The following is a 25,630-nucleotide window of genomic DNA, read 5'->3' on the forward strand; positions in this document are numbered from 1 at the left end:
CACTATGGATAAAAAACAGCAAGCAGCCCTGAAAGCGGCTTACCGGCAACAGCCACCGCCGCTGGGCATCATCGCCCTGCAGCACTTGCCCAGCGGGCGCACCTTGCTTGAAAGCAGCCGCAACGCGCCCGGCATGCTGAACCGGCACCGCTTCGAACTGAACCTGGGCAAGCACCGCAATGCGGCGCTGCAGGCGGACTGGCGGCGCGACGGCGCGGCGGCCTTTTCCTGCGCGGTCATCGATACGCTCAAGCTCCCCGACGATCCCGCCTTCGATGCGGACGCCGAACTGGGCGCTCGGCTGGATCTGCACCGCGCGCACTGGCTGGAACAGGGGCAGCCACTGTATTGAGCTGCGGTGCATTACACTTGCATACTCAAGCACTTCGCAGCAAAACAAAGGATGGCATGAACGATCACACTCCCCTCTCGCCGGACGGCGATGGCGCGCTGGACTTTTGCCTGCGCCTGGCGCGCGCCCAGGCGCTCATCGTGCGCCGCTTCGACAGCACCCTGGGCAATTTGCATGGCCTGAGCTTCAGCGACTATCAATTGCTGTACCAGCTGCAGCGCGCCCCCGGTGCGCGCCTGCGCCGCATCGACCTGGCCGAGCGCCTGGCGTTGACGGCCTCTGGCGTCACGCGCTCCCTGATGCCGCTGGAAAAGATTGGCCTGGTGGCGCGCCAGGCCGATGCGCGCGACGCACGCGTCGGCTATGCCGTGCTGACGGCCGCCGGCCAGGAATTACTGGGACATGCCAGCACCACGGCGCAGGCGGTGGGACGCGAATTGCTGCAGGACGCGCCGGCGGAACAACTGGCGGCGCTGTCGGCCATCCTGGGCAAGCTGGCTGGCTGACGCTGCCAGCCTGCCTGCCGCTTAGACGAGCGCCAGCTTGCGCAGGCGCCGCGTCGACTGCCACTGTTCCACGCCCGCTTCGGCGCGAATGGCGGCGCAGCCCGCGAGCACCCGGTCGATGGCCGCCTCGTCGAGTCCCGCGTTCAGGGTCAGGCGCACGAGGGCGCGGTTCTTCGCCGTTGCCGGAGCGCAAAACATGGCGCCGAAAATACCTTGCCGTTCCAGCGCCTGGCGCAGGGCCAGGGTGGCCGGTTCGCCGCCCGCCTCCAGCGCCACGATCTGCTCCGTGCCATCGCTGACGTTGTAGCCCAGTTCGCGCAAGCCTTCGCGCACCTGCAGCGTATGGCGCCGCAAGGTGGCGCGCCGCCCATCGGCGGCCATGATGAAATCGAGCGCCGCGCCCAGCCACGCCAGCTCATGCGCCAGCAGGCAGGAACTGAAGATGGCGGGCCGTGATTCGGACAAAAAATAGCCCTTGAAGCGGCTGGAACAGCTGATGAAGCCGGCCCGGCCCGCGAAGGCCTTGGCCAGCGACGCCGTGCGGAAATGCACGCGGTGGCCCAGGCCCCACGCTTCCACCAGGCCCGCGCCCTGCGGACCATGCGTGCCCAGCGAGTGCGACTCGTCGACCACCACCACGCAGTCGCTGCGCTCGGCGATTTCGAGCAATTCCAGCAGCGGCGCCAGACTGCCGTTGGTGCTGTACAGGGCGTCGACGACGATCACGCCGCGGCCATGCTTTTCCACCTGCCGCCGCAGGTGGGTCATGTCGTTGTGCAGGAAAGGCACGGCCTGGGCCTGCGCCGACAGCACGCCTTCCCACAGCGAGGCGTGGGCCTGCATGTCGAGATAAACGGGTATGCCGGGGCTGGCGATACACTGGATCAAGCCCACGTTGGCCGCCATGCCGGACTGCGCCAGGATGCCGTCCTCGCAGCCCATGAAACGGGCCAGCCGGCTTTCCAGCCGGTGCTGTTCACTGCCTTCCTGCAAGTACACGGCCGACATCAGCATGCCGCCCGCATGCGCCTGCAAGGATGCCACCTGGGCCGCCACCAGCGCCGGCTCCGCGGCGATGGACAGGTAGTCGTTGCCGGCCAGGAAAATGGCATGGGCCGGTGTCGGTTGCCAGGCGTGGGGATGTTGGCCGCCCAGCAATTTTTCGATGCGCGTGATGTGATGCGCATCCATGCGCCGCACGATGTAGTCTGGCAGGCAGTGTTCGGCACGGGCGAACGATGGGATGGGCAAGCTGGTAGCGATGGTCATGAGTTTTCTCCTAGGGAAATGTTTGCTGCGGATTAAAGCCTTGACCGTCTCGCCAACCCATCCATTGACGTATATCAATGTCCGGCGAGATAACCGTTCAACCAGGAAAATTTACGCGATGATAATGTTCTAAAGAGAATCAAGGCAGAGTCATGACGCAGCAATTGCAAGCACGATGGACATACTGGCGCAGGCGCCTGCTCCATTCGCTGCTGCATGAGCGCATGCCGCATGAAAACCTGGCCGGCAGGGTCGCCATGCTGGCCGCCGTGGGCACGGTGGCGATGCCGCTGTACTATTTGCTGTGGCATTACTTTTTTCCGCAAGCTTATGAAAACCTGACCTTGCGCCTGACGGGCGTGGGCATCTGCGTGGCCGGCCTGTTTGCCCGCCGCTTCTCGGCCCGCTGGCTGTCGCGCTACCTGCTGTTCGCGCTCAGCTACATCCTGCCCTTCTTCTTTACCTTCATGTTTGTGATGAACCATGCTTCGTCCATCTGGAGCGAATCGCTGCTGATCGGCCTGGTCGTGCTGTTTCATTTCGAAACGAAACTGGCTTGCCGCGCCTACCTGATCGGCACCAGCGCCGCCTGCCTCGCCGTCATCCTGCAAGGGGAAGGCGGCTTCCTGCTGCAGCGTGAAGTGCTGCAGCAACTGCCCGTGCACTGGTTCACCATTGCCGCGCTGTCCGTGGTGAAAGTGGGCAGCAAGGTGCTGGAACGGGAACGGCTGGCAGGCCTGGCGGCCGGACTCGGTTCCGTGGCGCACGAGCTGCGCACGCCGCTGACCAGCGTGGAGGCCAATGTGCGTGGCATGCGCCGGCTGCTGCCGCAGCTGGCCGGCCAGGTGGACGACATGCCCCCGCTGCAGGAAGCCCTGACACGCATCCAGTTCGAAGTGCGCCACATGCAGCACATGATCGATTTGTTCCTGATGAGCGCCAGTGCCGTGAACCGCAACCTCCAGCCCAGCCAGGCACTATCGATGCTGGCCATGGTCAGCTCCGTGCTCAAGCGCTACCCATTTACCGGCAACAACCAGCGCAGCAGCGTCAAGGTGGACGTGCGCGCCGACTTCCAGTTCGCGGGCCAGGACGAACTGTGCGTGGTGATCCTGCTGAACCTGCTGAGAAACGCGCTGAAAGCCATCCAGCGGGCCGGCAAGGGAAGAGTGCGCATCGTCATCGACGGCGCCCGTCCCGTGCCCAGGCTGCTGTTCATCGACACGGGCTGCGGCATCGCGAAGAACCGCCTGCCGCTGATCTTCGAGCGTTTTTACTCCTATCCCGTACACAACGGCAGCGGCATCGGCCTGGCCCTGTGCCAGCAGATCGTCACGGCCTGGCAGGCGCGCATCCGCTGCGTGTCGCGCGAGCACGCGTATGCGATTTTCATCCTGGAGTTTCCCCAGCCTATGCCGGCCCGCTTCCAATCCTCTTTCCCCGCAAGGTGACGCATGCAACTGCCCGTCTACACCCATCCGACCCTGACCGTCCTGATCGACGACAGCGATTCCTTCCTGAAAAGCCTGGCGTTCCAGCTCGATCCCGGCCTGGCGCGCAAGACCTTCCACGACACCAGCAGCGCCCTGCACTGGCTGCGCCAGAGCGCGCAACCGGGCGAAACGCCGCTGCACGTCAATTTCGACACGCAGAACCTGCCGCCCGACCAGTGCAACGTGGCGCTCGACATCGAGCGTATCTGGCGCATCAGCGGCCAGGCGCAGCGCTTTGCCGTGCCCTCCGTGCTGGTGGTCGATTATTCGATGCCGCAGATGAATGGCCTGGAATTTTGCCAGGCCGTGCGCGACTTGCCGTGCAAGAAGATTTTATTTACGGGCGCGGCCGATGAAAAGGTGGCCGTGACGGCCTTCAACCGGGGCTTGATCGACCGCTACATCAAGAAGAGCGACGACGATGCGCTCGACATCCTGGAACAGGAAGTCCATGCCCTGCAGCGCGAATTTTTCCTGCAGCAATCGGACACCGTGCGCGACCTGCTGATGCTGCACGACTACAGTTTCCTGCAAGACGAAGCGCTGGCCGCCGTCGTGCACGAGCTGTGCCGGCGCCATGGTTTTGTCGAATACTATATTTTTCCCAATCCCAGCGGCATCCTGTTTTTCACGCGCGACGGCCAGGCCAGGCTGATGATCATCGAGACGGAACGCAGCCTGCACACGCAGTACGAAATGGCGCGCGACAGCGACGCGCCCGAATCCCTGCTGCTGGCCTTGCTGGAAATGCGCGTGATTCCCTACTTTTCCGACGCCGACAGCGACGGCATGTATGCGGCGCACATCGGCGAAAACTGGTTCCGCTACTGCGCCGCGCCCACCATCTGCCTGGGCCGCGTGACGTATTTCTGGGCCCTGTTCGACGTGCCGCCACACCAGCTGAGCCAACCGGTCATGTCCTACGCGCAATTTTTACGCGCGCAGGCGGACGACAGCGTGGGCGCTTAGCCTTCCCTTAGCGTTTGCAGCGGCGGATGCTTCAAGACATTGCGCAAGCCCAGCCAGCCGCCGGCAATCGCGCACAGGGCGCCGGCCAGCAGGCCGAACGCCCACACGCCGGGCGCGAAGCTCCAGGCGAACTTGAACTGGTAGGTGGCCAGCGCCCAGCCCATGGCCGCCGCGCCCGTTGCCGCCAGCAAGCCGGCCAGCGCACCGACGAGCGAAAACTCGATCAGCTGTGCCTGCGCCAGCTGGCGCCGCGTGGCGCCCAGCGCGCGCAGCAGGCCCGCTTCGCGCGTGCGCTCGTCCTGCGAGCCCATCAGGGCCGCATACAGCACCAGCAAGCCCGACGCCAAAGTGAAGGCGAAGAGGAATTCGACGGCCGTCACGACCTGGTCCAGCACGCCCTGGATCTGCTTCAGCACGCCGCCCACGTCGACCACCGTCAGGTTCGGATAGTCGCGCAGCAAGGCATTGCCCAGGTCCGCCTGCGCGGGCGGCAGGTGAAACGCCGTGATCCACGTCTGCGGCGTGTCCGCCATGGCGGCCGGATTGATAATGACAAAGAAATTGACGCGCATCGAGCCCCATTCCAGCTTGCGCAAACTCGTGATCGCCGCTTCGACGGGCTGGCCGGCGATGTCGAAGCGCAGCTTGTCGCCCAATTTCAATTTCAAGGTCTTGGCGATGCCCTCCTCCACCGACGCCTCGGCTGGCGCACCGGGCGCATTGCCGAACCACTTGCCGGCCACCAGCTTGTTTTCTTCCTGCATCGTAGCCATCGTCGACAGGTTGAATTCGCGGTCGGCCAGGCCCTTGGCGCGGTCATCCTCGTAGGTGGTTTCCGTGATGGCATTGCCGTTCACGGCCACCAGGCGCCCGCGTATCATCGGATACAGGGGCGCGTTGGCCACGCCGGCCTGGGACAGGCGCGCGGCGATCGGGTCTTTCTGTTCCGGCAGGATATTGATCATGAAGCGGTTCGGCGCGTCGGGCGGCGTGGCGTTGCGCCAGGCCACCATCAAGTCGCCGCGCACCACCGTCAGCAGCAGCAAGGCCATCAGGCCCAAGGCCAGGGACACCACCTGGATGACGGTGGCGCCCGGCCGGCGCTGCAAGGACGTGACGGCAAAGCGCCAGCCCTGATGATTGAAAGCGCCGCGCAGGGTTTTCAGCGACTTGATGCCCAGCCAGCCGGCCAGGCCGAACAGGGCAAAGCCGCCGAGGAAGCCGGCCGCCGTCAGCAGCGCCAGTTTCACGTCGCCGGCCTGCCACAACAGCAGCACGACGAAGGCGGCGATACCGAGGCCATACGTGGCCAGGGCCAGCGCCTGCGGCGGCTCCTGCTCGCGGCGGATCACGCGGTTGTGCGGCACATTGCGCAACTGCAAAATCGGCGGCAGGGCAAAGCCCAGCAACAGCAGCATGCCGGTGGCCACGCCTTGCAGCGCGGGCAGCATGGAGACGGGCGGCAAGTCGCTCTGCACCAGTTTCCCCAACAGCTCCAGCAGCACCAGGTGGCCGCCGAAGCCCACCATCACGCCGACCACGCTGCCGGCCAGGCCGACCAATAAAAATTCGATCACGTACATGGCCGTAACCTGGTTTTGCGTCAAGCCCAGGCAGCGCAGCATGGCGCACGCATCGAGGTGGCGCAGCATGAAACGGCGCGCCGCCATGGCCACGGCGACGGCCGCCAGCATGGCCGACAGCAAGCCGACGAGCGACAGGAAACGGTCGGCACGGTCCAGCGTCGATTGCATCTGCGGGCTGCCCGATTCCAGCGATTCGATGCGCACGCCCTTGATGGCCTGCGTCTTGATCTGGCTTTCCAGCCAGGCTTGATATTGCGCAAGCTCGGCCGCCTTGGCGGGCGGCGCCGACAGCAGCAAGCGGTACGACACGCGCGAGCCATTCTGCACCAGCGCCGTGGCGGCCAGGTCGCCCAAGGGCAACATCACGCGCGGCGCGAAATTCAAAAAGGAAGCGCCGCGGTCCGGTTCGCTGGCGATCAGTTGCGTGACCGTAAATGCCTTGTCGCCCAGGGTCAGGGTGTCGCCCAGTTTCGCGTTCAGGCTGGACAGGATGGCCGCATCGACCCACAGGGTGCCGGGCGCCGGCACCTGATCCGTCGGCCGTCCCACGGCATCCTGCGCTTCGCTCAGTTTGGTCGTGATTTTCAGCTTGCCCCGCTGCGGGTAGCCGGCCGAGACGGCCTTGATGGACGCCAGTTGCGACAGCGATTGCTCACCCTCGCCCGCCTGCGCCATGCTGGGAAACGTCACCGTGTCGGCCAAGATAAAACCGCGCTTGAGCGCTTCGGCGCGCCAGGCCGCATTGACGGGCTGGTCGGCGCTGATGACCAGGTCGGCCCCCAGCAGCTGGTGCGCGTCGCGGTTCAGGCCCGCGCGCAGGCGGTCGACGAAGAAGCCGACGGCCGACAGGGCCGCCACGGCGACGATCAGCGCGACGAGCAGGAAACGCAGTTGCCCGGCGCGCCAGTCGCGGCCGGTCATTTTCAGGGAGAGGCGGAACATGGGCGGCGGGTCTTCAGGTAGAGTTATTGCGTTGCGCCGTGGGCGGCGGCGTGCTGCGCGAAATACGCATCGACGGTGGCGAGGAAGGCGTCTTTCTGCGCCTGCGGCAGGAAGGCGGCAATGAAACCGTTGCGCGCCAGGCGTTGCGCGTGGGACAGGCCCAGCGGCAGCGCGTCGAAGATGGCGTCGAAGTTGTCGTTCATGTAGCCGCCGAAATACGCGGGATCGTCCGAGTTCACCGTCACCAGCAGGCCGGCGTCGAGCAGTTGCACCAGGTTATGGTCATGCATCTGGTCGAACACGCGCAGCTTGGTGTTCGACAGCGGGCAGACGGTGAGCGCGATCTGTTCGCGCGCCAGGCGGGCCGTCAGGTCCGCGTCTTCCAGGCAGCGCACGCCATGGTCGATGCGCTCGACTTGCAAGTCGTCGAGCGCCGTGCGGATGTAGGCTGGCGGGCCTTCCTCGCCCGCGTGGGCCACCAGGTGCAGGCCCAGCTCGCGGCAACGGGCAAACACGCGCGAGAATTTCTCGGGCGGGTTGCCCACTTCCGACGAGTCGAGGCCGATGCCGATGAATTTGTCGCGGTGCGGCAAGGCGTCTTCCAGGGTCTCGAACGCTTCTTTCTCGCTCAGGTGGCGCAGGAAGCACAGGATCAGGGCCGCGCTGACGGGGCTGTCCTGGCAGGCGCGGTGGATGCCGTTGATCACGTCGGCGATGGCCACGCCGCGCGCCGTGTGGGTTTGCGGGTCGAAGAAGATTTCCGTGTGCAAGACGTTGTCCGCTTCGGCACGGCGCAGGTAGGCTTGCGTCATGTCATAGAAATCCTGCTCTTTCAAGAGCACGCTTGCGCCAGCGTAATAAATGTCGAGAAAAGACTGCAAATCCGTAAAAGCATAGGCGCTGCGCAAGTGTTCCACCGATTCATAGCCCAGCGGCACGCCATTGCGCTCTGCCAGTGCGAAAATCAGTTCTGGCTCCAGCGAGCCTTCGATATGGATATGCAGTTCGGCCTTCGGCATGCCGCGGACGATCGCGCGCAATTGGGAGTTCATCATGGGTGTTCCTTATAGGGTGACGATAACAATGCTGGCCCGCGCACGCACGGCGCGCGGGGCCATCAGACATGCAGGCATCTTAGCGCAAGATGGCCAGGCTCACCGGCGCCCGGCCGCCATGACGCCCGCTGCGGCGGCGCTACGGCCGGCTCCGGCACGCGCTGGCGAATTGTCGTATGATGATTTAAAAGGTACAAAATAGTTCATTGGAATCGATGAAAAATTTGATGATTTATCCAATTAAATCAACAATTTACAAACAAGTATTAAGGATATGCTGACATATCTTTTGACTTCCTGATCCTTTAGAGCAATAATAAATTTCATGGGGTAATGGTAGGTGCAACAAGCGCTATCAACAGTGAAAAAAAGCCGGCTGGCCACGTCAGCACACGGCATCAAGCGCCAGTTTTTTGGTCCGGGCAATCCGGACTCGCAAAGACAGCCGGGCTTGAAACAACAATAAAAATCGATACGGGGTACAGGAAAAATTCAAGCGGCAAGCCCAGGCGAGTGCCAGGCGGGCGGCCATGGTGACTGGCAGTACAGGTTTACATTAAAGGACATTGACATGACCATTTTTGATAACTATGCAGCACGCTACGAGCGCACCCGCGAAGAGGAAATGTCGCTCACCGAATACCTGGCCCTGTGCAAGAAGGACAAGCTGACGTACGCCAGCGCGCCCGAACGCATGCTGGCCGCCATCGGCGAGCCGCAGCTGGTCGACACGCGAAACGACACGCGCCTGTCGCGCATCTTCGCCAACAAGATCATCAAGATCTATCCCGCCTTCCGCGAGTTCTACGGCACCGAGGAAGTCATCGAGCAGGTCGTCTCGTATTTCCGCCACGCGGCGCAAGGCCTGGAAGAACGCAAGCAGATCCTGTATCTGCTGGGGCCTGTCGGCGGCGGCAAGTCGTCCATCGCGGAAAAGCTCAAGTCGCTGATGGAGCATGTGCCCTTCTATTGCCTGAAAGGCTCGCCCGTCAACGAATCGCCGCTGGGCCTGTTCAACGAGGAAGAGGACGGCACCATCCTGGAAGAGGATTACGGCATCCCGCGCCGCTACCTGCGCAACATCCCCAGCCCGTGGGCCGTGAAACGCCTGCATGAATACAATGGCGATATCAACCAGTTCCGCGTCGTCAAGCGCTACCCGTCCGTGCTGAAACAGATCGCCATCTCGAAAACGGAGCCGGGCGACGAGAACAACCAGGATATTTCTTCGCTGGTGGGCAAGGTCGACATCCGCAAGCTGGAAGATTATGCGCAGGACGACCCGGACGCCTACAGCTATTCGGGCGGCCTGTGCCTGGCCAACCAGGGCCTGATGGAATTCGTGGAAATGTTCAAGGCGCCCATCAAGGTCTTGCATCCGCTGCTGACGGCCACGCAGGAAGGCAATTACAAGGGCACGGAAGGTTTCGGCGCGATTCCGTTCGACGGCATCATCCTGGCCCACTCGAACGAGTCGGAATGGAAAACCTTCAAGAACAACCGCAACAACGAGGCGTTTCTAGACCGTATCTATATAGTCAAGGTGCCGTACTGCCTGCGCGTGTCCGACGAAATCAAGATCTACGACAAGCTGGTGGCCAATTCCTCGCTGGTCAAGGCCCCGTGCGCGCCCGGCACCCTGCGCATGATGGCGCAGTTCGCCATCCTGTCGCGCCTGAAAGACCCGGAAAATTCCAGCATCTTCTCGAAGATGCTCGTCTACGATGGCGAAAACCTCAAGGATACGGACCCGAAAGCCAAGTCCATGCACGAATACGTCGATTACGCGGGCGTGGACGAAGGCATGAACGGCCTGTCGACGCGCTTTGCCTTCAAAATCCTGTCGAAAGTGTTCAACTTTGACAATTCCGAAGTGGCTGCCAATCCCGTGCATCTATTATATGTACTGGAACAGCAGGTCGAGCGCGAGCAGTTCGCGCCGGAACTCGAGCAGCGCTACTTCTCCTATATTAAAGAGCACCTGGCGCAGCGCTACGTGGAATTCATCGGCAAGGAGATCCAGACGGCGTACCTGGAAAGCTATTCGGAATACGGACAGAACATTTTCGACCGCTACGTGACGTTTGCCGATTTCTGGATACAGGACCAGGAATACCGCGATCCGGACACGGGCGAAAGTTTTGACCGCGAATCGCTGAACAATGAACTGGAAAAGATCGAGAAACCGGCGGGCATTTCCAATCCGAAGGATTTCCGCAACGAAATTGTCAACTTCGGGCTGCGCGCGCGGGCCTCGAACGGCGGCAAGAATCCCGCCTGGACCAGTTATGAAAAGTTCCGTACCGTGATTGAAAAGAAAATGTTTTCGAATACGGAGGAATTGCTGCCGGTGATATCCTTCAATGCCAAGGCCAGCGCCGACGATGCCAACAAGCACGCCGACTTCGTGGCCCGCATGGTGGAAAAAGGCTATACGGCCAAGCAGGTACGCCTGTTATGCGAATGGTACTTGCGCGTGCGCAAGTCGTCATAGCGCGGACAGCGGAGGCGCGCTCCCGCCCGGTGACTGGCGGAGCGCGCAAGACGAGAGGCAAGGAGGCACCCTTTGACATACCTCATCGACAGGCGCTTGCAAAGCAAGAATAAATCCGCCGTCAACCGCGAGCGTTTCTTGCGGCGTTACAAGGGCCAGATCAAGGATGCCGTGGGGCGCGCCATCAAGGGGCGCTCGATCACGGACGTCGAGAATGGCGAGAAGGTCAGCATCCCCGTCAAGGACGTGGGCGAACCGTCGTTTGGCCACGCGCATGGCGGCGTGTGGGAAGTGGTCAATCCCGGCAACAAGGAATACCTGAAAGGCGACCAGATCGCCCGGCCGAAAGGCGGCGGTGGCGCCGGGCGGGGCAAGGCGGGCAATAGCGACGAGACGACGGAAGACGATTTCATCTTTGAATTGTCGCGCGAAGAATTCATGAATTATTTCTTCGAAGACCTGGAATTGCCGCACATGGTGAAAACCCAGCTGACGGCCACCACGGAATTCAAGAACCAGCGCGCCGGCTACAATATGTCGGGTACGCCATCGAATATCCACGTGCTGCGTTCCCTGCGCGGCGCGCTGGGGCGGCGCATCGCCGTCGGCGGCGGCGCCCGCAAGCAGCTGGCGCAGGCCGAGGAAGACCTGGCGACACTATTGCACGAAGGCGCGCCCGACAGCGACCCGCTCGTCACGGAGCTGCGCCGCCTGATCCACCACCTGCACACGCGCCTGCTGGCCATTCCCTTCATCGACCCGTTCGACTTGCGCTACAGCAACCGCATCAAGGTGCCCAAGCCGATGACGCAGGCCGTCATGTTCTGCATCATGGACGTCTCCGGCTCCATGGACGAATCGCGCAAGGACACGGCCAAGCGCTTCTTCATCCTGCTATATCTGTTCCTCAAGCGCGCCTACGACAAGATCGAGGTGGTCTTCATCCGCCACCATACGGCGGCGGCCGAAGTGGACGAACATGAATTCTTCAACTCGCGCGAGTCCGGCGGCACCGTCGTGTCCTCCGCCCTGCACTTGCTCAACACCATCATCGATGAACGCTATGGCGCCGGGCAATGGAACAGCTATGTGGCGCAGGCCTCCGACGGCGACAACTGGGACAACGATTCCGTGCTGTGCCGCCAGTTGCTGATCAACACCATCATGCCCAAGGTGCAGTACTACACCTATGTCGAGATCACCGACGGCCCGCAGCAAAACCTGTGGGAGCAATATGCGGGCGTGCTCGACCATCACGCCCATTTCGCCATGCAAAAGATCGTCACGCCGGCCGATATCTACCCGGTCTTCCGCGAACTGTTCAAGAAACAGGTGAAATGATGAGTGCAGCCTTTGACCGCGCCAGCAACACCCCGGGCGAACCGTTCGTGCGCCTGCGCCACCCGAACGCCCTGCCCGAGCAGTCAGAATGGACGTTCGAGCTGATCGAGCAAATCCACGAGGAAATCCGCCGCGTGGCGAAACAGTTTGGCCTCGACACCTATCCGAACCAGCTGGAAATCATCACGGCCGAGCAGATGATGGATGCCTACACCTCGGTAGGCATGCCCGTGTCATACAACCACTGGTCGTTCGGCAAGCACTTTCTGTCTACCGAGAAAAGCTACAAGCGGGGCCAGATGGGCCTGGCCTACGAGATCGTCATCAACTCGAACCCGTGCATCGCCTATCTCATGGAGGAAAACAGCCTGACCATGCAATCGCTGGTGATCGCGCATGCGGCCTACGGTCACAATTCCTTCTTCAAGGGCAATTACCTGTTCCGCGCCTGGACCGATGCGGACGCCATCATCGACTATATGGTGTTTGCCAAGAATTACATCGCCGAATGCGAGCAGCGCCATGGCGTCGATGCCGTGGAATTGCTGCTCGACTCGTGCCACGCCATCCAGAACTATGGCGTGGACCGCTACAAGCGCCCGGCGAAACTGTCGATGGCGAAGGAATATGCGCGCCAGAAAGAGCGCGAAGCCTATGTGCAGTCGCAGATCAACCAGCTGTGGCGTACCCTGCCCCGCCGTGAAGACGACGAGGAAGAGGACGACCAGCGCAAGGCCGCTCCCCGCTTTCCGCCCGAACCCGAGGAAAACCTGCTGTACTTCATCGAAAAGTACGCACCGCTGCTGGAACCTTGGCAACGCGAGATGGTGCGCATCGTGCGCAAGATTTCCCAGTACTTCTACCCGCAGCGGCAAACCCAGGTCATGAACGAGGGCTGGGCCACCTTCTGGCATTACACGATATTGAATCAGCTGTATGACGAAGGCGTGGTGGGCGACGGCTTCATGATGGAATTTCTGAAAAGCCATACCAACGTGGTCTACCAGCCGCCCATCGACAGCCCCTATTACAGCGGCATCAACCCGTATGCGCTGGGTTTTGCCATGATGAGCGACATCCGCCGCATCTGCGAGCACCCGACGGACGAGGACCGCGCCTGGTTCCCCGACATGGCCGGCACGGACTGGCGCAAGAGCCTGGACTTTGCCATGCGCAATTTCAAGGATGAAAGCTTCATTGCCCAGTATTTGTCGCCGCGGCTGATCCGCGAATTCCACTTCTTTGCCGTGCTCGACGACGACAAGAATGAAAAGCTGGCCATTTCCGCCATCCACGACGATGCCGGCTACCGCTACGTGCGCCAGCAGCTGGCGGAACAGTACAACCTGGGCAACCGCGAGCCGAACATCCAGGTCTGGTCCGTGAATACGCGCGACGACCGCGCCCTGACCCTGCGTCACACGCAGTTCCAGCGCCGCCCGCTGAACCAGCAGGCCGTCGAGGTGCTCAAGCATGTGGCACGGCTGTGGGGCTTCGATGTGCACCTCGATACGGTCGATCCGCAGGGGGTGGTGCTGGGCACCTTGAATTGCCGGCGCGAGAAGCGCAACCGGCGCGATGACCCGGTTGTCCGGCCATGAAATGATTTGTTGATAATAATCAATAGCAAGAATATAAGCGCTTCCTATGCCTATATAGGAATTCCGTATGGCCTGGCGGCGTCGAAACGGCTGTCAGGAGCGTCTTTTTTGACCTGGGTGAAGTGCGTTCCGCACCCGTTTGGTGCGCGCGGCGGGCTAAGTGGTCTGGTTCCGAGTCAAAACATTTCCAAAAAGAAAGATTTTTCTCCAAATTTAGCAGTTTCCATATTGAATATCACGAAATATAATTCCGCCATATAGGCACATCGGAGAACTTAGCAGCGGTCGCCCAAAACGGCTGTAAAAAACCGATAAGACCGCCTTTTTTTCTGTCCGAAAGCGTGCAAAGATGACATAAGCAAGTACGTTTTCAGGGCGCAAAAGCGCCAAAAATTTAACCGGTTTTAGGCGTTAAAAATCTGTGTAAAATAAAGAATTCGTATGTATAATTCGGCGACGTCCCGGATACGGCTGGAGCTTTGTGTCGTCATTTTGGGGTTCAGTTGCAAGACAAGAGATGGTATTTGGAGAAAGCAGGCATGAATTTTTCGAACGAGAAAAGTCCCAAGAACTACACAGGCATCACTATCGTTGTCCTGCTGCACGTTCTCGCGGCTTACGGGATCGTGACGGGCTTGGGCAAGCGGTTGGTCACCAAAATGATGGAACCGGTTGAAACCAAGATTATCGAGGAAGTCAAACCGCCTCCACCGAAGGATCTTCCACCGCCACCACCGCCGCCAGAAATGAAGGCGCCACCGCCGCCATTCATTCCGCCAGTCGAGGTGAACGTGCAGCAGCCGCCACCACAGCAGAACGTGATTGCAAATGCGACTGCCGTGAAGCCAGCCACGAATGTATTGGCACCGCCATCGCCGCCTGCACAGCCTGCGCCAACTCCTGGACCAGCCAAATCGGTGCGTACACCGGCCGTGGTTGACTTCAGTGTCTGCGAAAAACCGGCTTATCCAAAGTCGTCGCAGCGCAACGAGGAAACCGGTGTGGTGACACTGTCGTTCCTGATCGGTGTAGACGGCAAGGTCGCTGATTCGAAGATCGTGAAGTCCAGCGGCTTCAGAGACCTGGACAAAGCCGCGGTGCAAGGTATCAGCCGCTGTACATTTAAGCCGGCAACAGTTGACGGCAAGCCGGAACAAGGCTGGCAGCAAATGCAATACGTTTGGTCGCTGGATTAAAACCCGAGACAGTTATCCCCTGTCTCACACTATGATTTCGTTGTCATTACGTTCAGCGATCTGTTATTTTTAATTTTGGAGGAAGCATGTTTAAGAATACCCGTTTGTCCGCATTTTTTGCCGCGGTTCTGTTGTCCGTTACCGCTACTACCGCTCTGGTAGCAGCTCCGGCATTCGCTGACGCGCCAGCATCGGCTGCCGCTTCGGCTCCTGCGGCAGACGCTGCACCAGCACCGGTTGCTGCAGATGCCGCCGCTCCAGCAGCAGACGCAGCAGCAGCTCCAGCCGCTGATGCAGCCGCTCCAGCCAAAACCGAAGAAGTGCACAACCCGTTCGGCCTGCAAGCAGTGTGGGACGGCGGCTTCGTGCCACGCGCCACCCTGATCATCATGGTCATCATGTCGATCGGTACCTGGTACATCATCATCACCAAGCTGATCGATCAAATGAAGATCTTCAAGCAAGCTAAAGAAGCCGCTGCCAAATTCTGGAAAGCTCCTTCGATCGCTGCTGGTTCGGCAACCCTGGAAGAAGGCTCGCCATTCCGCTTCATCGCTGAATCGGGCACCAAGGCAACGGCTCACCATGACGGCGCCCTGCTGGAACAAATCGATCTGTCGACCTGGGTGACGATGTCGATCCAGCGCGCTTCGGACAAAGTCCAATCGCGTCTGCAAGATGGCCTGTCGTTCCTGGCAACCGTTGGTTCGACCGCACCGTTTATCGGTCTGTTCGGTACCGTTTGGGGTATCTACAACGCACTGACCGCTATCGGCATGACCGGTAACGCATCGATCGACAAAGTTGCAGGTCCAGTTGGTGAAGCACTGATCATGACCGCTTTCGGTCTGCTGGTCGCTGTTCCTGCCGTTCTGGGTTACAACTGGTTGGTTCGTCGTAACAAAACCGCAATGGAAGACATCCGCTCGTTCAGCGCCGACGTTCACTCGGTTCTGGTTTCCGGCGTAATGTCCACCAGCGAAGCTGGCCGTGCTGCCGGCGCTAAAAAGATCGGATAAGTCATGTCGATGTCCGTCGGCTCCGACAGCGGAGAACAAGATCAGGTAATGTCAGAAATCAACACGACGCCGCTTGTCGACATCATGTTGGTTTTGCTGATCATTTTCTTGATTACGAGTCCGGTTGTCCTCAAGCTGCAGAAAATCGATCTGCCGATTGAGACGAACCAAGCCCTGCAAACCAAGCCGCAAAACGTTAACATCGTTGTTAACAAGGATGGCGAGATTTACCTGGGCCAGACCAGACTGAAAGACACGAACGAGCTGTTCGATTATCTTAAAGTTGAAGCAGTGAAAGTACCGCAGCCGGAAGTACACGTTCGTGGCGACCAAGAAACACGCTACGAATCGATCGGCCGGGTTATTTACACGACCCAACGTGCCGGGATCCAGAAGGTCGGCTTCATCACCGAACCACCTGACAAGAGCTGATAGCGACTGACAGCGGCGCCCCGGCAACACGGGGGCGCCACTGAAGGAAGCTTGCCGGGCGGCAGTTTCGCCCGGTGCTTCGTTGGACTTCTTAAAGGAAACACTATGAGTATGAATGTCGGTTCGGGAAGCGCAGCAGGCGCGGATCCGGAACCAATGATGGAACTGAACATGACGCCCCTCATCGACGTGATGCTGGTGCTGATTATCATGTTGATCATCACGATTCCTAAGCAAAACCACTCGGTGAACCTGAACATGCCGGTCGGCACCCCGCCGCCACCGACAACCGAACCAGTGGTCGTCACGATCGATGTCGATTTTGATGGCACTATCTTGTGGGACAATCAGGTCGTACCTGATCGTAATACGCTGGAAGCCAAGCTGAGCAACGTTGCTGCGCAAGCAGATCAGCCAGAAGTGCATCTGCGTCCTAACAAGCTGGTGGAATACAAAGTCGTCGCCGGTGTGATGGCGTCGGCGCAGCGTCTGGGCGTGACCAAAATCGGTCTGGTCGGCAACGAGCAATTCCAGTAAGCTGTAGCAATCAGGTTATCTTTACATCCGAATAGGCAGGACTTCCTGCCTATTCGCTTTTTACTGAAAGACTTTCTCATGTCCAAGTTTCGTCTCGCTCATCTCGGCCTCGTCATGGCCGCTATCGGTTTTACCGCAGCAACTCCTGTAATCGGCCTGGGCTCGCTGGCATATGCCGCGGACACCGTGCGCGCCGAAGTCGGCAAGCCACTGCAAGAAGCACAAAAACTCGCTAGCAGCGGCAAAAACAAGGAAGCGCTGGCCAAACTGCGTGAAGCAGACAGCGTCGGCGGCAAAACCGCCTTTGAAAGCTACCAGATCGAACGCGTACGCGCTTCGGCCGCCGCCGCCGCTGGCGACAACGGCACGGCCATCAAGGCTTTTGAAGCCGTCATCAATTCCGGCCGCCTGAGCGCCGCCGAAGCCCCCAAATTCACGCAAGCGCTGGCAGGCATGTACTACCGCGCCAAGGATTGGCCAAACACCATCACCTGGATCAAACGCTCGCTGAAAGACCGCGAAGATCCACAGATGCGCGAACTGCTGATCCAGACCTACTACGTCAGCGGCAACTACGCCGAAGCGGCAAAAGAGCTGCAAGCGCGCGGCGGCAACTCGGAAGCAAGCCTGCAAATGCTGGCCAACATCCAGATGAAGCAAAACGACAAGGGCGGCTATGTCGCCACCCTGGAAAAACTGGCATCGAGCTATCCGAAAACCAGCTACTGGGCCGACCTGCTGAACCGCGTTTCGGGCAAACCTGGCTTCTCGCAACGCCTGGGCCTGGACGTCCAGCGCCTGCGCCTGGCCAACGGCCTGTTCAGCAAGCCTTCCGAATACATGGAAATCAGCCAGCTGGCCCTGCAAGCAGGCAATCCTGGCGAAGCGCTGAGCATCATCGAGCAAGGCTACAAAAAAGGCGTGCTGGGTACCGGCGCCGATGCACCACGTCACCAGCGTCTGAAAGACCTGGCCCTGAAAACCCAGGCTGACCTGAAGGCCAACGCAGCCAAGTCGGAAGCGGAATACACCAAGAACAAGGACGCCGACAGCTTGAGCAAGCTGGGCTTCGCCCTCGTCTACGACGGCCAGGCGGAGAAAGGTTTGGGCTTGATGAACGACGCCGTGAAATTGGGCACCGCCAAGTATGCGGAAGAAGCCAAGCTGCACCTGGGCATCGCCTACATCCACGCCGGCAAGAAGTCCAACGCCACGACGGCACTCAAAGCCGTCAAGGGCACGGATGGCGCGGCTGACCTGGCCCGTTACTGGACCTTAATGAATAAATAAGACAACGCCTCCCGGGGAGTTGCAGGCAGCTAGTCGAGTGCCACCAAAAGCGTTGCCAGCACACCCGCCGGCAACGCTTTTTGTTATTTCAGCAGTGAAATTCACCCTGCGCCCGCCCTGCCGGGTGTGCATCCCTGAAACAGTCCGTATAATCCCCCTTTTGGCACAGTTTTTCATCAGATTCCTATGAAGGTATTCCGCGGACTTCCCAATGCCCAGGCACGAGCGCCTTGCGCTCTGACCATCGGCAATTTTGACGGTGTCCACATCGGCCATCAGGCCTTGCTGGCGCGCGTGCGCGGCGCCGCGACCGAACTCGGCATTGAAGCGGCCGTGATGACGTTCGAACCGCACCCGCGCGAATTCTTCGCGCAGCGCGCGGGCGACCTGTCCAAAGCCCCGCAGCGCATCGCCAACTTGCGCGACAAGCTGCAATCGCTGGACGACGCCGGCATCGACCGTGTCGTCGTCGAGCACTTCAGCGCCCAGTTCGCCGCCTTGACGCCGCAGGAATTCACGGAAAAAGTCCTCGTCGACGGCTTGCACGTGAAATGGCTGATGGTCGGCGACGACTTCTGCTATGGCGCCCGGCGCGCCGGCGACGTGGCCATGCTGCAGGAAGCGGGCCGCCAATATGGTTTCCATGTAGAAACATTACCTACTGTGATGAACGGCAGCACGCGCATCTCGTCGTCGGCCGTGCGCCTGGCGCTGGCCGCCGGCGATTTCCCGCTGGCCACGCAGCTGCTGGGCCATCCATACGCCATTTCCGGCCACGTGATCCACGGCCAGAAGCTGGGCCGCACCCTCGGCTTCCCCACCCTGAACCTGCGCGTGGCGCACCGCCCCGCCCTGTCCGGCGTCTTCATCGTGCAAGTGCACGGCCTGGCACCGCAACCGCTGCCAGCCGTGGCCAGCCTCGGCGTGCGCCCTACCGTCGACGACAGCGGCCGCGTCTTGCTGGAAGTACATCTATTTGATTTTAATCAATCCTGCTACGGCAATCTGGTGCGCGTGGAATTCCTGGAAAAACTGCGCGACGAAGAAAAGTACGACGATTTGCCCACCCTGACGGCCGCCATCGAGCGCGACTCGAACCAGGCGCGCGCCTATTTTGAGCAGCGCAGCGGCGCCATTACCGCCACCGACCGAATTTGACGCCGGCCAACTCCGCCGCCTGGCGGCTCCCGCCGCCGCAAACCATTCAATATCATTAAAGAAGATTATGTCCGATCAAAACAAGCCAGCCACGCCCAAACAGAACAAGAAGCCTGAAAGCAAATACCCGGTCAACATGACGGAAACCCCGTTCCCGATGCGCGGCGACATGGCCAAGCGCGAGCCGCAATGGGTACAGCAATGGCAAGACAAGAAAATTTATGAGCGCGTGCGCAAGGCTGCCGCCGGCCGTCCAAAATTCATCCTGCATGACGGCCCGCCGTACGCGAATGGCGATATCCACCTGGGCCACGCCGTCAACAAGATCCTGAAAGACATGGTCGTCAAGTCGCGCTCGCTGGCCGGCTTCGACGCGCCGTATGTGCCGGGCTGGGATTGCCACGGCATGCCGATCGAGATCCAGATCGAAAAACTGCACGGCAAGAACCTGCCGACGGCCGAAGTGCTGGAAAAGGCGCGCGCCTACGCCAACGTGCAGGTCGAGCGCCAGAAAAAGGACTTTATCCGCCTGGGCGTGCTGGGCGAGTGGGACAACCCATACCTGACCATGGCGCATGGCAATGAAGCGGACGAATTGCGCGCGCTGGGCAAGCTGCTGGAAAAAGGCTATGTCTACCGCGGCCTGAAACCCGTCAACTGGTGTTTCGACTGCCAGTCGGCGCTGGCCGAGGCGGAAGTGGAATACGCGGAAAAACGCGATCCCGCCATCGACGTCGGGTTCAAGTTCGCCGAGCCGGAAAAACTGGCGGCCGCCTTCGGCTTGCCATCGCTGCCGACCGATAACGGTTTCATCGTCATCTGGACCACCACGCCGTGGACCATCCCGTCGAACCAGGCGCTGAACGTGCACCCGGAAGTGAAATATTCGCTGGTGAAGACCGAGCGCGATGGCCAGCCATTGCTGCTGATCCTGGCGCAAGACCTGGTCGTGTCCAGCCTGGCGCGCTTCAAGCTCGATGGCACGACCATCGCCACCTGCGACGGCGCGGCCCTGGCCGGCATCAGCTTCCGCCACCCGCTGCATGCGGCCGACGCTTTCTACGACCGTCTGTCGCCTTTGTACCTGGCCGAATACGTGACCACGGAAAGCGGCACGGGCGTGGTGCACTCGGCGCCAGCCTACGGCCTGGACGACTTCATCTCGTGCAAGGCGCACGGCATGAAGGATGACGACATCATCAAGCCCGTCATGGGCGACGGCAAGTTCGCCTCGACCCTCCCCCTGTTCGGCGGCATGACCATCTGGGAAGCTTCTAAGCCGATCTGCAACGCCCTGCGCGAAGCGGGCGCGCTGTTCGAAGTCAAGATGTTCGACCACAGCTACATGCATTGCTGGCGCCATAAGACGCCAATCATCTACCGCGCCACCTCGCAGTGGTTCGCCGGCATGGACGTGACGCCAAAGGACGGCGGCGCGACCCTGCGCGAGACGGCCTTGAAAGGCATCGCCAATACCGAGTTCTTCCCGGACTGGGGCCAGGCGCGCCTGCACGGCATGATCGCCAACCGTCCCGACTGGACCCTGTCGCGCCAGCGCCAGTGGGGCGTGCCGATGGCCTTCATCGTGCACAAGGAAACGGGCGACCTGCATCCGCGCACGCCGGAACTGCTGGAGCAAGTGGCCAAGCTGATCGAAAAAGACGGCATCGAGGCATGGCAGGCGCTGGACTTGCAAGACCTGATCGGCGACGAAGCGGCCATCTACGCGAAGAACAAGGACACGCTGGACGTATGGTTCGATTCCGGCGCCACGCACCAGACGGTGCTGGGCGGCCCGCAAGGCCACGGTTCGCACTCGACGCAGCTGCAATTCCCGGCCGACCTGTACCTGGAAGGTTCGGACCAGCATCGCGGCTGGTTCCACTCGTCGCTGCTCGTGTCGTCGATGCTGAATGGCCGCCCGCCATATAAAGCTCTGCTGACGCACGGCTTCACGGTCGATGGCGAAGGCAAGAAGATGTCGAAGTCGCTGGGTAACACCCTGGCGCCGCAAAAGATCTCGGACACCCTGGGCGCGGACATCCTGCGCCTGTGGATCGCCTCGACCGACTACACGGGCGAGCTGTCGATCTCCGACGAAATCCTGAAACGCGTGACGGAATCGTATCGCCGCATCCGCAACACCCTGCGCTTCCTGCTGGCCAATACGTCGGACTTCAATCCGGCCACGGACGCCGTACCTGTCGCGGAAATGTTCGAAATCGACCGCTATGCGCTGGCCAACATGGCCTCGCTGCAAACGCAGATCGAGAACAACTACGCGCGCTACGAATTCCACCCGGTGGTCTCGAAGCTGCAGACGTACTGCTCGGAAGACCTGGGCGGCTTCTATCTGGACATCCTGAAGGACCGTTTGTACACCTCCGGCCTGACGTCGCACGCGCGCCGTTCGGCGCAGACGGCCCTGTGGCACATCACGCAAAGCCTGCTGCGCCTGATGGCCCCGGCCCTGTCGTTCACGGCCGAAGAAGCGTGGGCCGTCTTCGCCGGAGCGGATGCCTATGCCGCCAGCGATGAAACCATCTTCACGCAAACCTGGTGGCAACTGCCGGAAGTTTCGGATGCGGCCGACCTGCTGGAGAAATACACGGCCCTGCGCGCCGTGCGCACGGACGTTACCAAGCAGCTGGAAGACTTGCGCACCTCGGGCGCCATCGGTTCGTCGCTGCAGGCGGAACTGACGATCAAGGCCGCGCCGATGAAGTACAAGCTGTTGACCACCCTGGGCGACGACTTGAAGTTCGTCTTCATTACCTCGCAGGCAACCGTGGCCGAAGTGGCTGACGAAGCGGCCGAGGAAGTGGTCGTGGCCGCGTCGACGGCGCCGAAGTGCGAGCGCTGCTGGCACTACCGTGCGGACGTGGGCACGGACGCCGCGCATGCTACCCTGTGCGGCCGCTGCGTCAGCAATCTGTTTGGCGCGGGCGAGAAACGCCGCTTCGCATAAAACGGCGCGGGACAGGTTCCTGCGCCGCTTCCCACCGCCGCTGCCCGCAAGGGCAGCGGCGGCATTATCTTCCCTGGAAAAATATGGCCACTAAAAACCGTTTTTCATCGAAATCGTCGTCCTCGGCATCGCTCGTGCCCTGGCTGGGCATTGCCGCCATCGTCATCCTGTTCGACCAGATCACCAAGATCACGATCCTGAAGACCTTCCGCTATGCGCAAGAGATGGTCATCACCTCGTATTTCAACCTGGTGCTCGCGTATAACAAGGGCGCCGCGTTCAGCTTCCTGTCGGACCAGGGCGGCTGGCAGCGCTATTTCTTCACCGGTATCGCCCTGGCGGCCGCCGTCTACATCATCTACCTGCTGAAAAAGCACGCCGGCCAGCGCATGTTCTGCTGGGCTCTGGCGCTGATCCTGGGTGGCGCGCTGGGCAACGCCATCGACCGTCTGGTCTACGGCCACGTGGTCGACTTCCTCGACTTCCACTGGAAAAGCTGGGGCCATTTCCCCGCTTTCAATATCGCCGACAGCGCCATCTGCATCGGCGCGGCCCTGTTCATCATCGATGAACTGCGCCGGGTAAACAAATAAACACGCAGGAGAACGGCATGGAATTGTCCGGCAAAAAAATCGTCCTGGGACTCTCAGGCGGCGTCGCCTGCTACAAGGCGGCGGAACTGTGCCGCGCGCTGACAAAGGCCGGCGCCTCGGTGCAAGTGGTGATGACGGATGCGGCCAGCCACTTCATCACGGCCGTCACGATGCAGGCCCTGTCCGGCCACCCCGTGCACACGAGCCAGTGGGATGCGCGCATCGCCAACAACATGGCGCATATCGATTTGACGCGCCATGCGGACGCCATCCTGATCGCGCCGTGTTCGGCCGATTTTCTGCGCAAGCTGGCGCATGGCGTGTGCGACGACCTGCTGTCGACCCTGTGCCTGGCCCGTCCCTCCCACCTGCCCCTGCTGGTGGCGCCGGCCATGAATGTGGAAATGTGGAAGAACCCCGCCACACAGCGCAATGTGCAGCAGCTGCGCGACGACGGCATCAAGCTGTTTGGCCCGGCCGCCGGCGAACAGGCGTGCGGCGAAACGGGCCTGGGCCGCATGCTGGAACCGGAGCAATTGCTGACGGAGCTGATCGCCGCCTTCCAGCCGAAGGTATTGGCGGGCAAGCGCGTGCTGGTCACGGCCGGCCCCACCTTCGAGGCCATTGACCCCGTGCGCGGCATCACCAATCTGTCCTCGGGCAAGATGGGCTATGCGGTGGCGCGCGCGGCGCGCGAAGCGGGCGCCGAGGTGCTGCTCATTTCCGGCCCGACGGCCCTGGATGCGCCCTTCGGCGTGCGCCGCATCGACGTGCAAAGCGCGCAGCAGATGCACGATGCCGTGCTGGCCCACGTCGACGGCCAGCATGTCTTCGTCGCCGTGGCCGCCGTGGCCGACTGGCGCGTGGCCAACGCCAGCGAACAAAAGATGAAAAAGCAGGCCGACGGCTCCGTGCCCGAACTGCAGTTCGCGCAAAATCCCGACATCCTGGCCACCGTGGCGGCACGCACCAACCTGGCCGGCTATCCCTACTGCGTGGGCTTTGCCGCCGAATCGGAAAACCTGGTGGAATTCGGCTCGACCAAGCGCGAGAAAAAGGGCATCCCCCTCCTGGTCGGCAATATCGGCCAGAACACCTTTGGCCAGGACGACAACACCATCATCCTGTTCGACGAAGAAGGCCATACCGTGCTGCCGCGCGCCTCGAAACTGAACCTGGCGCGCCAGCTGATTTCGGAAATCTCGAAGCGGCTGGCAAAAAATTCACTGCTCAAATAATCCATTTTTAGACGACTTAGCTTCAATGAAAAATATCGACATCAAGATCCTCGACGCCCGCATGAAAGAACTGCTGCCGGCCTACGCCACACCGGGCAGCGCCGGCCTGGACCTGCGCGCCTGCATCGATGAAGCGATCACCATCGAAGCCGGCCAGACCGTGCTCATTCCCACCGGCCTGGCCATCCACATCGGCGACCCGTCGTATGCGGCCATGATCCTGCCGCGCAGCGGCATGGGCCACAAAAACGGCATCGTATTGGGGAATCTGGTAGGCTTGATCGACTCCGACTACCAGGGCCAGCTGATGGTATCGACCTGGAACCGGGGCCAGAGCGCTTTCACGCTCAACCCCATGGAACGCCTGGCGCAACTGATTATCGTGCCGGTACTGCAAGTGGGCTTTAACGTCGTCGAGGAATTCGGCGACAGCGAACGCGGTGTTGGCGGTTTCGGCAGCACCGGCAAACATTAAGGATTTTCTTATGCCAGGTTTCCGCCATCTGATCCCAGCCCCGACTTCGCTGCGCCATCTGGCCTCGCCACTGCTGGTGGCTTGCGTTGCCCTTCTCTCTGCCTGCACCACGCCAACGACGAATGTCAGCGGCCCGTTCAACGTGGTGCCGGCGCCCGATGCGCCCGCCCCGACGGCGCAGCAAAAGGCGGCGCAGGACGAACTGGTGAAGATGGTGGCGCTGCAGGACCGCCTGTCGAAAGTCTCGGCGCCCCTGCTGATCAACAATGCGGACCTGTGCAAGACGTATGCGCGCAACCTGCTGGGCTTCACGGCGCAGAACAAGTATTCCTACCCTGGCATCTATGCCGACGCGGCGCAGGCGGCCCTCGGCTACGGCGAACAGATGCAGGTTTCCGGCGTCTTGCCGGGCAGCGGCGCCGCGCGCGCCGGCTTGCGCAAGGGCGACGGCTTGCTGGCCGCCGAAGGCAAGCCGCTGCCGGCCGGCCCGAAAGCGGAAGGCCCGTTCGGCGCCATCGTCGGCCCGCTGGCCTCGAAAAGCGCGAGCCTGAACATGACCATCGCCCGCGACGGCCAGCAGCAGGACCTGAAAATTCCCGTCACGCGCGCCTGCGCCTTCCGCGTCGCCCTGGGCAATGCGGACAATATCAACGCCTACTCGGACGGCGCGCGCATCATGCTCACGCGCGGCATGGTGAATGCGGCGCAAAACGACGAAGGCATCGCCTTCGTGATCGCCCGCGAAATGGCGCACAACATCCTCGACCACGCGCGCAGCCAGCGCACGGCAGGCACGGCCGGCAGCATCATCGACAGCCTGGGCGCCGTACAGCCTGATGTATCGATGCTGACGGGTGCCGCCGGCATCAAGGCCATGCCGCAGGAACTCGACGTGCAAGCCGACACCCTGGCCATCTACCTGCTGGCGCGCGCCGGCTACAACGTCGACAACGCCGCCCGCTTCTGGCAACGCCTGGCCGCGCAAGTGCCGGCCACGGTCGCCAATGGCTACACGGCCCTGCACCCTGGCACCAACTCACGCATGGCCGCCGTCAACCGCGCCGTCATCGACGTGCGCGCCAAGCAGGCAGCGAAAAAGCCGCTGAAGCCTTAACG

21 protein-coding genes are annotated in these 25,630 nt (G+C 61.3%); 18 read left to right on the forward strand and 3 right to left on the reverse strand.

The genetic code is table 11. From position 1 onward, the window contains the following. Window positions 1–4 precede the first annotated feature (4 nt). Both CSQ93_RS10340 and CSQ93_RS10345 read left to right on the forward strand, forming a co-directional pair. Window positions 5–352: a GIY-YIG nuclease family protein gene (locus tag CSQ93_RS10340; protein WP_099377973.1), complete on the forward strand. Its 348-nt coding sequence runs from the start codon at window positions 5–7 to the stop codon at window positions 350–352. A gap of 56 nt (window positions 353–408) precedes the next feature. After that, on the forward strand, window positions 409–858 hold the full coding sequence (locus CSQ93_RS10345) for a MarR family winged helix-turn-helix transcriptional regulator (protein ID WP_099377974.1): 450 nt from the start codon (window positions 409–411) through the stop codon (window positions 856–858). Window positions 859–879: 21 nt separating this feature from the next. Here CSQ93_RS10345 and cqsA read toward each other — a convergent pair whose 3' ends face one another. Further along, window positions 880–2,127: an alpha-hydroxyketone-type quorum-sensing autoinducer synthase gene (gene cqsA, locus CSQ93_RS10350; RefSeq protein ID WP_099377975.1), complete on the reverse strand. Its 1,248-nt coding sequence runs from the start codon at window positions 2,125–2,127 to the stop codon at window positions 880–882. Window positions 2,128–2,279: 152 nt separating this feature from the next. On the opposite strand from cqsA, the gene CSQ93_RS10355 reads away from it, so the two are divergent. Then, entirely contained in the window at window positions 2,280–3,578 is a 1,299-nt protein-coding gene (locus tag CSQ93_RS10355) for a sensor histidine kinase (RefSeq protein ID WP_099377976.1), read from the forward strand. Window positions 3,579–3,581: 3 nt separating this feature from the next. After that, window positions 3,582–4,589 (forward strand): response regulator, encoded by a 1,008-nt coding sequence (locus CSQ93_RS10360; protein ID WP_099377977.1) that lies wholly within the window; start codon window positions 3,582–3,584, stop codon window positions 4,587–4,589. Here CSQ93_RS10360 and CSQ93_RS10365 read toward each other — a convergent pair. Next, window positions 4,586–7,117: an ABC transporter permease gene (locus CSQ93_RS10365; RefSeq protein ID WP_099377978.1), complete on the reverse strand. Its 2,532-nt coding sequence runs from the start codon at window positions 7,115–7,117 to the stop codon at window positions 4,586–4,588. The genes CSQ93_RS10360 and CSQ93_RS10365 overlap by 4 nt on opposite strands. A 23-nt stretch (window positions 7,118–7,140) precedes the next feature. Beyond that, window positions 7,141–8,172 (reverse strand): adenosine deaminase, encoded by a 1,032-nt coding sequence (locus CSQ93_RS10370; protein WP_099377979.1) that lies wholly within the window; start codon window positions 8,170–8,172, stop codon window positions 7,141–7,143. A gap of 571 nt (window positions 8,173–8,743) precedes the next feature. Here CSQ93_RS10370 and CSQ93_RS10375 point away from each other — a divergent pair. From CSQ93_RS10375 to CSQ93_RS10440, 14 genes are all read left to right on the forward strand, one after another. After that, the gene (locus CSQ93_RS10375; protein ID WP_034785249.1) at window positions 8,744–10,666 is read left to right on the forward strand and encodes a PrkA family serine protein kinase; all 1,923 of its coding nucleotides are present in this window, start codon (window positions 8,744–8,746) and stop codon (window positions 10,664–10,666) included. Window positions 10,667–10,738: 72 nt separating this feature from the next. Beyond that, on the forward strand, window positions 10,739–12,007 hold the full coding sequence (locus CSQ93_RS10380; protein WP_099377980.1) for a YeaH/YhbH family protein: 1,269 nt from the start codon (window positions 10,739–10,741) through the stop codon (window positions 12,005–12,007). Further along, on the forward strand, window positions 12,007–13,608 hold the full coding sequence (locus CSQ93_RS10385; protein ID WP_099378181.1) for a SpoVR family protein: 1,602 nt from the start codon (window positions 12,007–12,009) through the stop codon (window positions 13,606–13,608). Before CSQ93_RS10380 ends, CSQ93_RS10385 begins: the two co-directional genes overlap by 1 nt. A 539-nt stretch (window positions 13,609–14,147) precedes the next feature. Beyond that, window positions 14,148–14,804 carry an energy transducer TonB gene (locus CSQ93_RS10390; RefSeq protein WP_099377981.1) on the forward strand — a complete coding sequence of 219 codons (657 nt, stop codon included), beginning with the start codon at window positions 14,148–14,150 and terminating at the stop codon, window positions 14,802–14,804. Window positions 14,805–14,890: 86 nt separating this feature from the next. Continuing rightward, window positions 14,891–15,823 carry a MotA/TolQ/ExbB proton channel family protein gene (locus CSQ93_RS10395; protein ID WP_199534342.1) on the forward strand — a complete coding sequence of 311 codons (933 nt, stop codon included), beginning with the start codon at window positions 14,891–14,893 and terminating at the stop codon, window positions 15,821–15,823. Between the two features lie 3 nt (window positions 15,824–15,826). Further along, window positions 15,827–16,255, forward strand: a complete 429-nt coding sequence (locus CSQ93_RS10400; RefSeq protein WP_035821469.1) for an ExbD/TolR family protein — start codon at window positions 15,827–15,829, stop codon at window positions 16,253–16,255. A gap of 105 nt (window positions 16,256–16,360) precedes the next feature. Continuing rightward, window positions 16,361–16,792: an ExbD/TolR family protein gene (locus CSQ93_RS10405; RefSeq protein WP_170840419.1), complete on the forward strand. Its 432-nt coding sequence runs from the start codon at window positions 16,361–16,363 to the stop codon at window positions 16,790–16,792. A 78-nt stretch (window positions 16,793–16,870) separates the two neighbouring features. Next, window positions 16,871–18,082: a hypothetical protein gene (locus tag CSQ93_RS10410; protein ID WP_099377982.1), complete on the forward strand. Its 1,212-nt coding sequence runs from the start codon at window positions 16,871–16,873 to the stop codon at window positions 18,080–18,082. Between the two features lie 186 nt (window positions 18,083–18,268). Next, window positions 18,269–19,240 (forward strand): bifunctional riboflavin kinase/FAD synthetase, encoded by a 972-nt coding sequence (locus CSQ93_RS10415; RefSeq protein ID WP_099377983.1) that lies wholly within the window; start codon window positions 18,269–18,271, stop codon window positions 19,238–19,240. Between the two features lie 67 nt (window positions 19,241–19,307). Then, a complete protein-coding gene (ileS, locus tag CSQ93_RS10420) occupies window positions 19,308–22,208 on the forward strand; it encodes an isoleucine--tRNA ligase (protein ID WP_099377984.1) in 2,901 nt (966 codons plus the stop codon). Between the two features lie 83 nt (window positions 22,209–22,291). Continuing rightward, window positions 22,292–22,801 carry a signal peptidase II gene (gene lspA / locus CSQ93_RS10425; RefSeq protein WP_035821479.1) on the forward strand — a complete coding sequence of 170 codons (510 nt, stop codon included), beginning with the start codon at window positions 22,292–22,294 and terminating at the stop codon, window positions 22,799–22,801. 17 nt (window positions 22,802–22,818) lie between these two features. Beyond that, a complete protein-coding gene (gene coaBC, locus CSQ93_RS10430; RefSeq protein WP_099377985.1) occupies window positions 22,819–24,039 on the forward strand; it encodes a bifunctional phosphopantothenoylcysteine decarboxylase/phosphopantothenate--cysteine ligase CoaBC in 1,221 nt (406 codons plus the stop codon). A gap of 25 nt (window positions 24,040–24,064) precedes the next feature. Beyond that, window positions 24,065–24,514 carry a dUTP diphosphatase gene (gene dut / locus CSQ93_RS10435; RefSeq protein WP_034785229.1) on the forward strand — a complete coding sequence of 150 codons (450 nt, stop codon included), beginning with the start codon at window positions 24,065–24,067 and terminating at the stop codon, window positions 24,512–24,514. Window positions 24,515–24,524: 10 nt separating this feature from the next. After that, window positions 24,525–25,628, forward strand: coding sequence for a M48 family metallopeptidase (locus CSQ93_RS10440; protein WP_099377986.1), 1,104 nt, complete (start codon window positions 24,525–24,527; stop codon window positions 25,626–25,628). The last annotated feature ends 2 nt before the right edge of the window (window positions 25,629–25,630 follow it).

The sequence above is a fragment of the Janthinobacterium sp. BJB426 genome, from assembly GCF_002735705.1.
Taxonomy (GTDB): Bacteria; Pseudomonadota; Gammaproteobacteria; order Burkholderiales; family Burkholderiaceae_D; genus Janthinobacterium.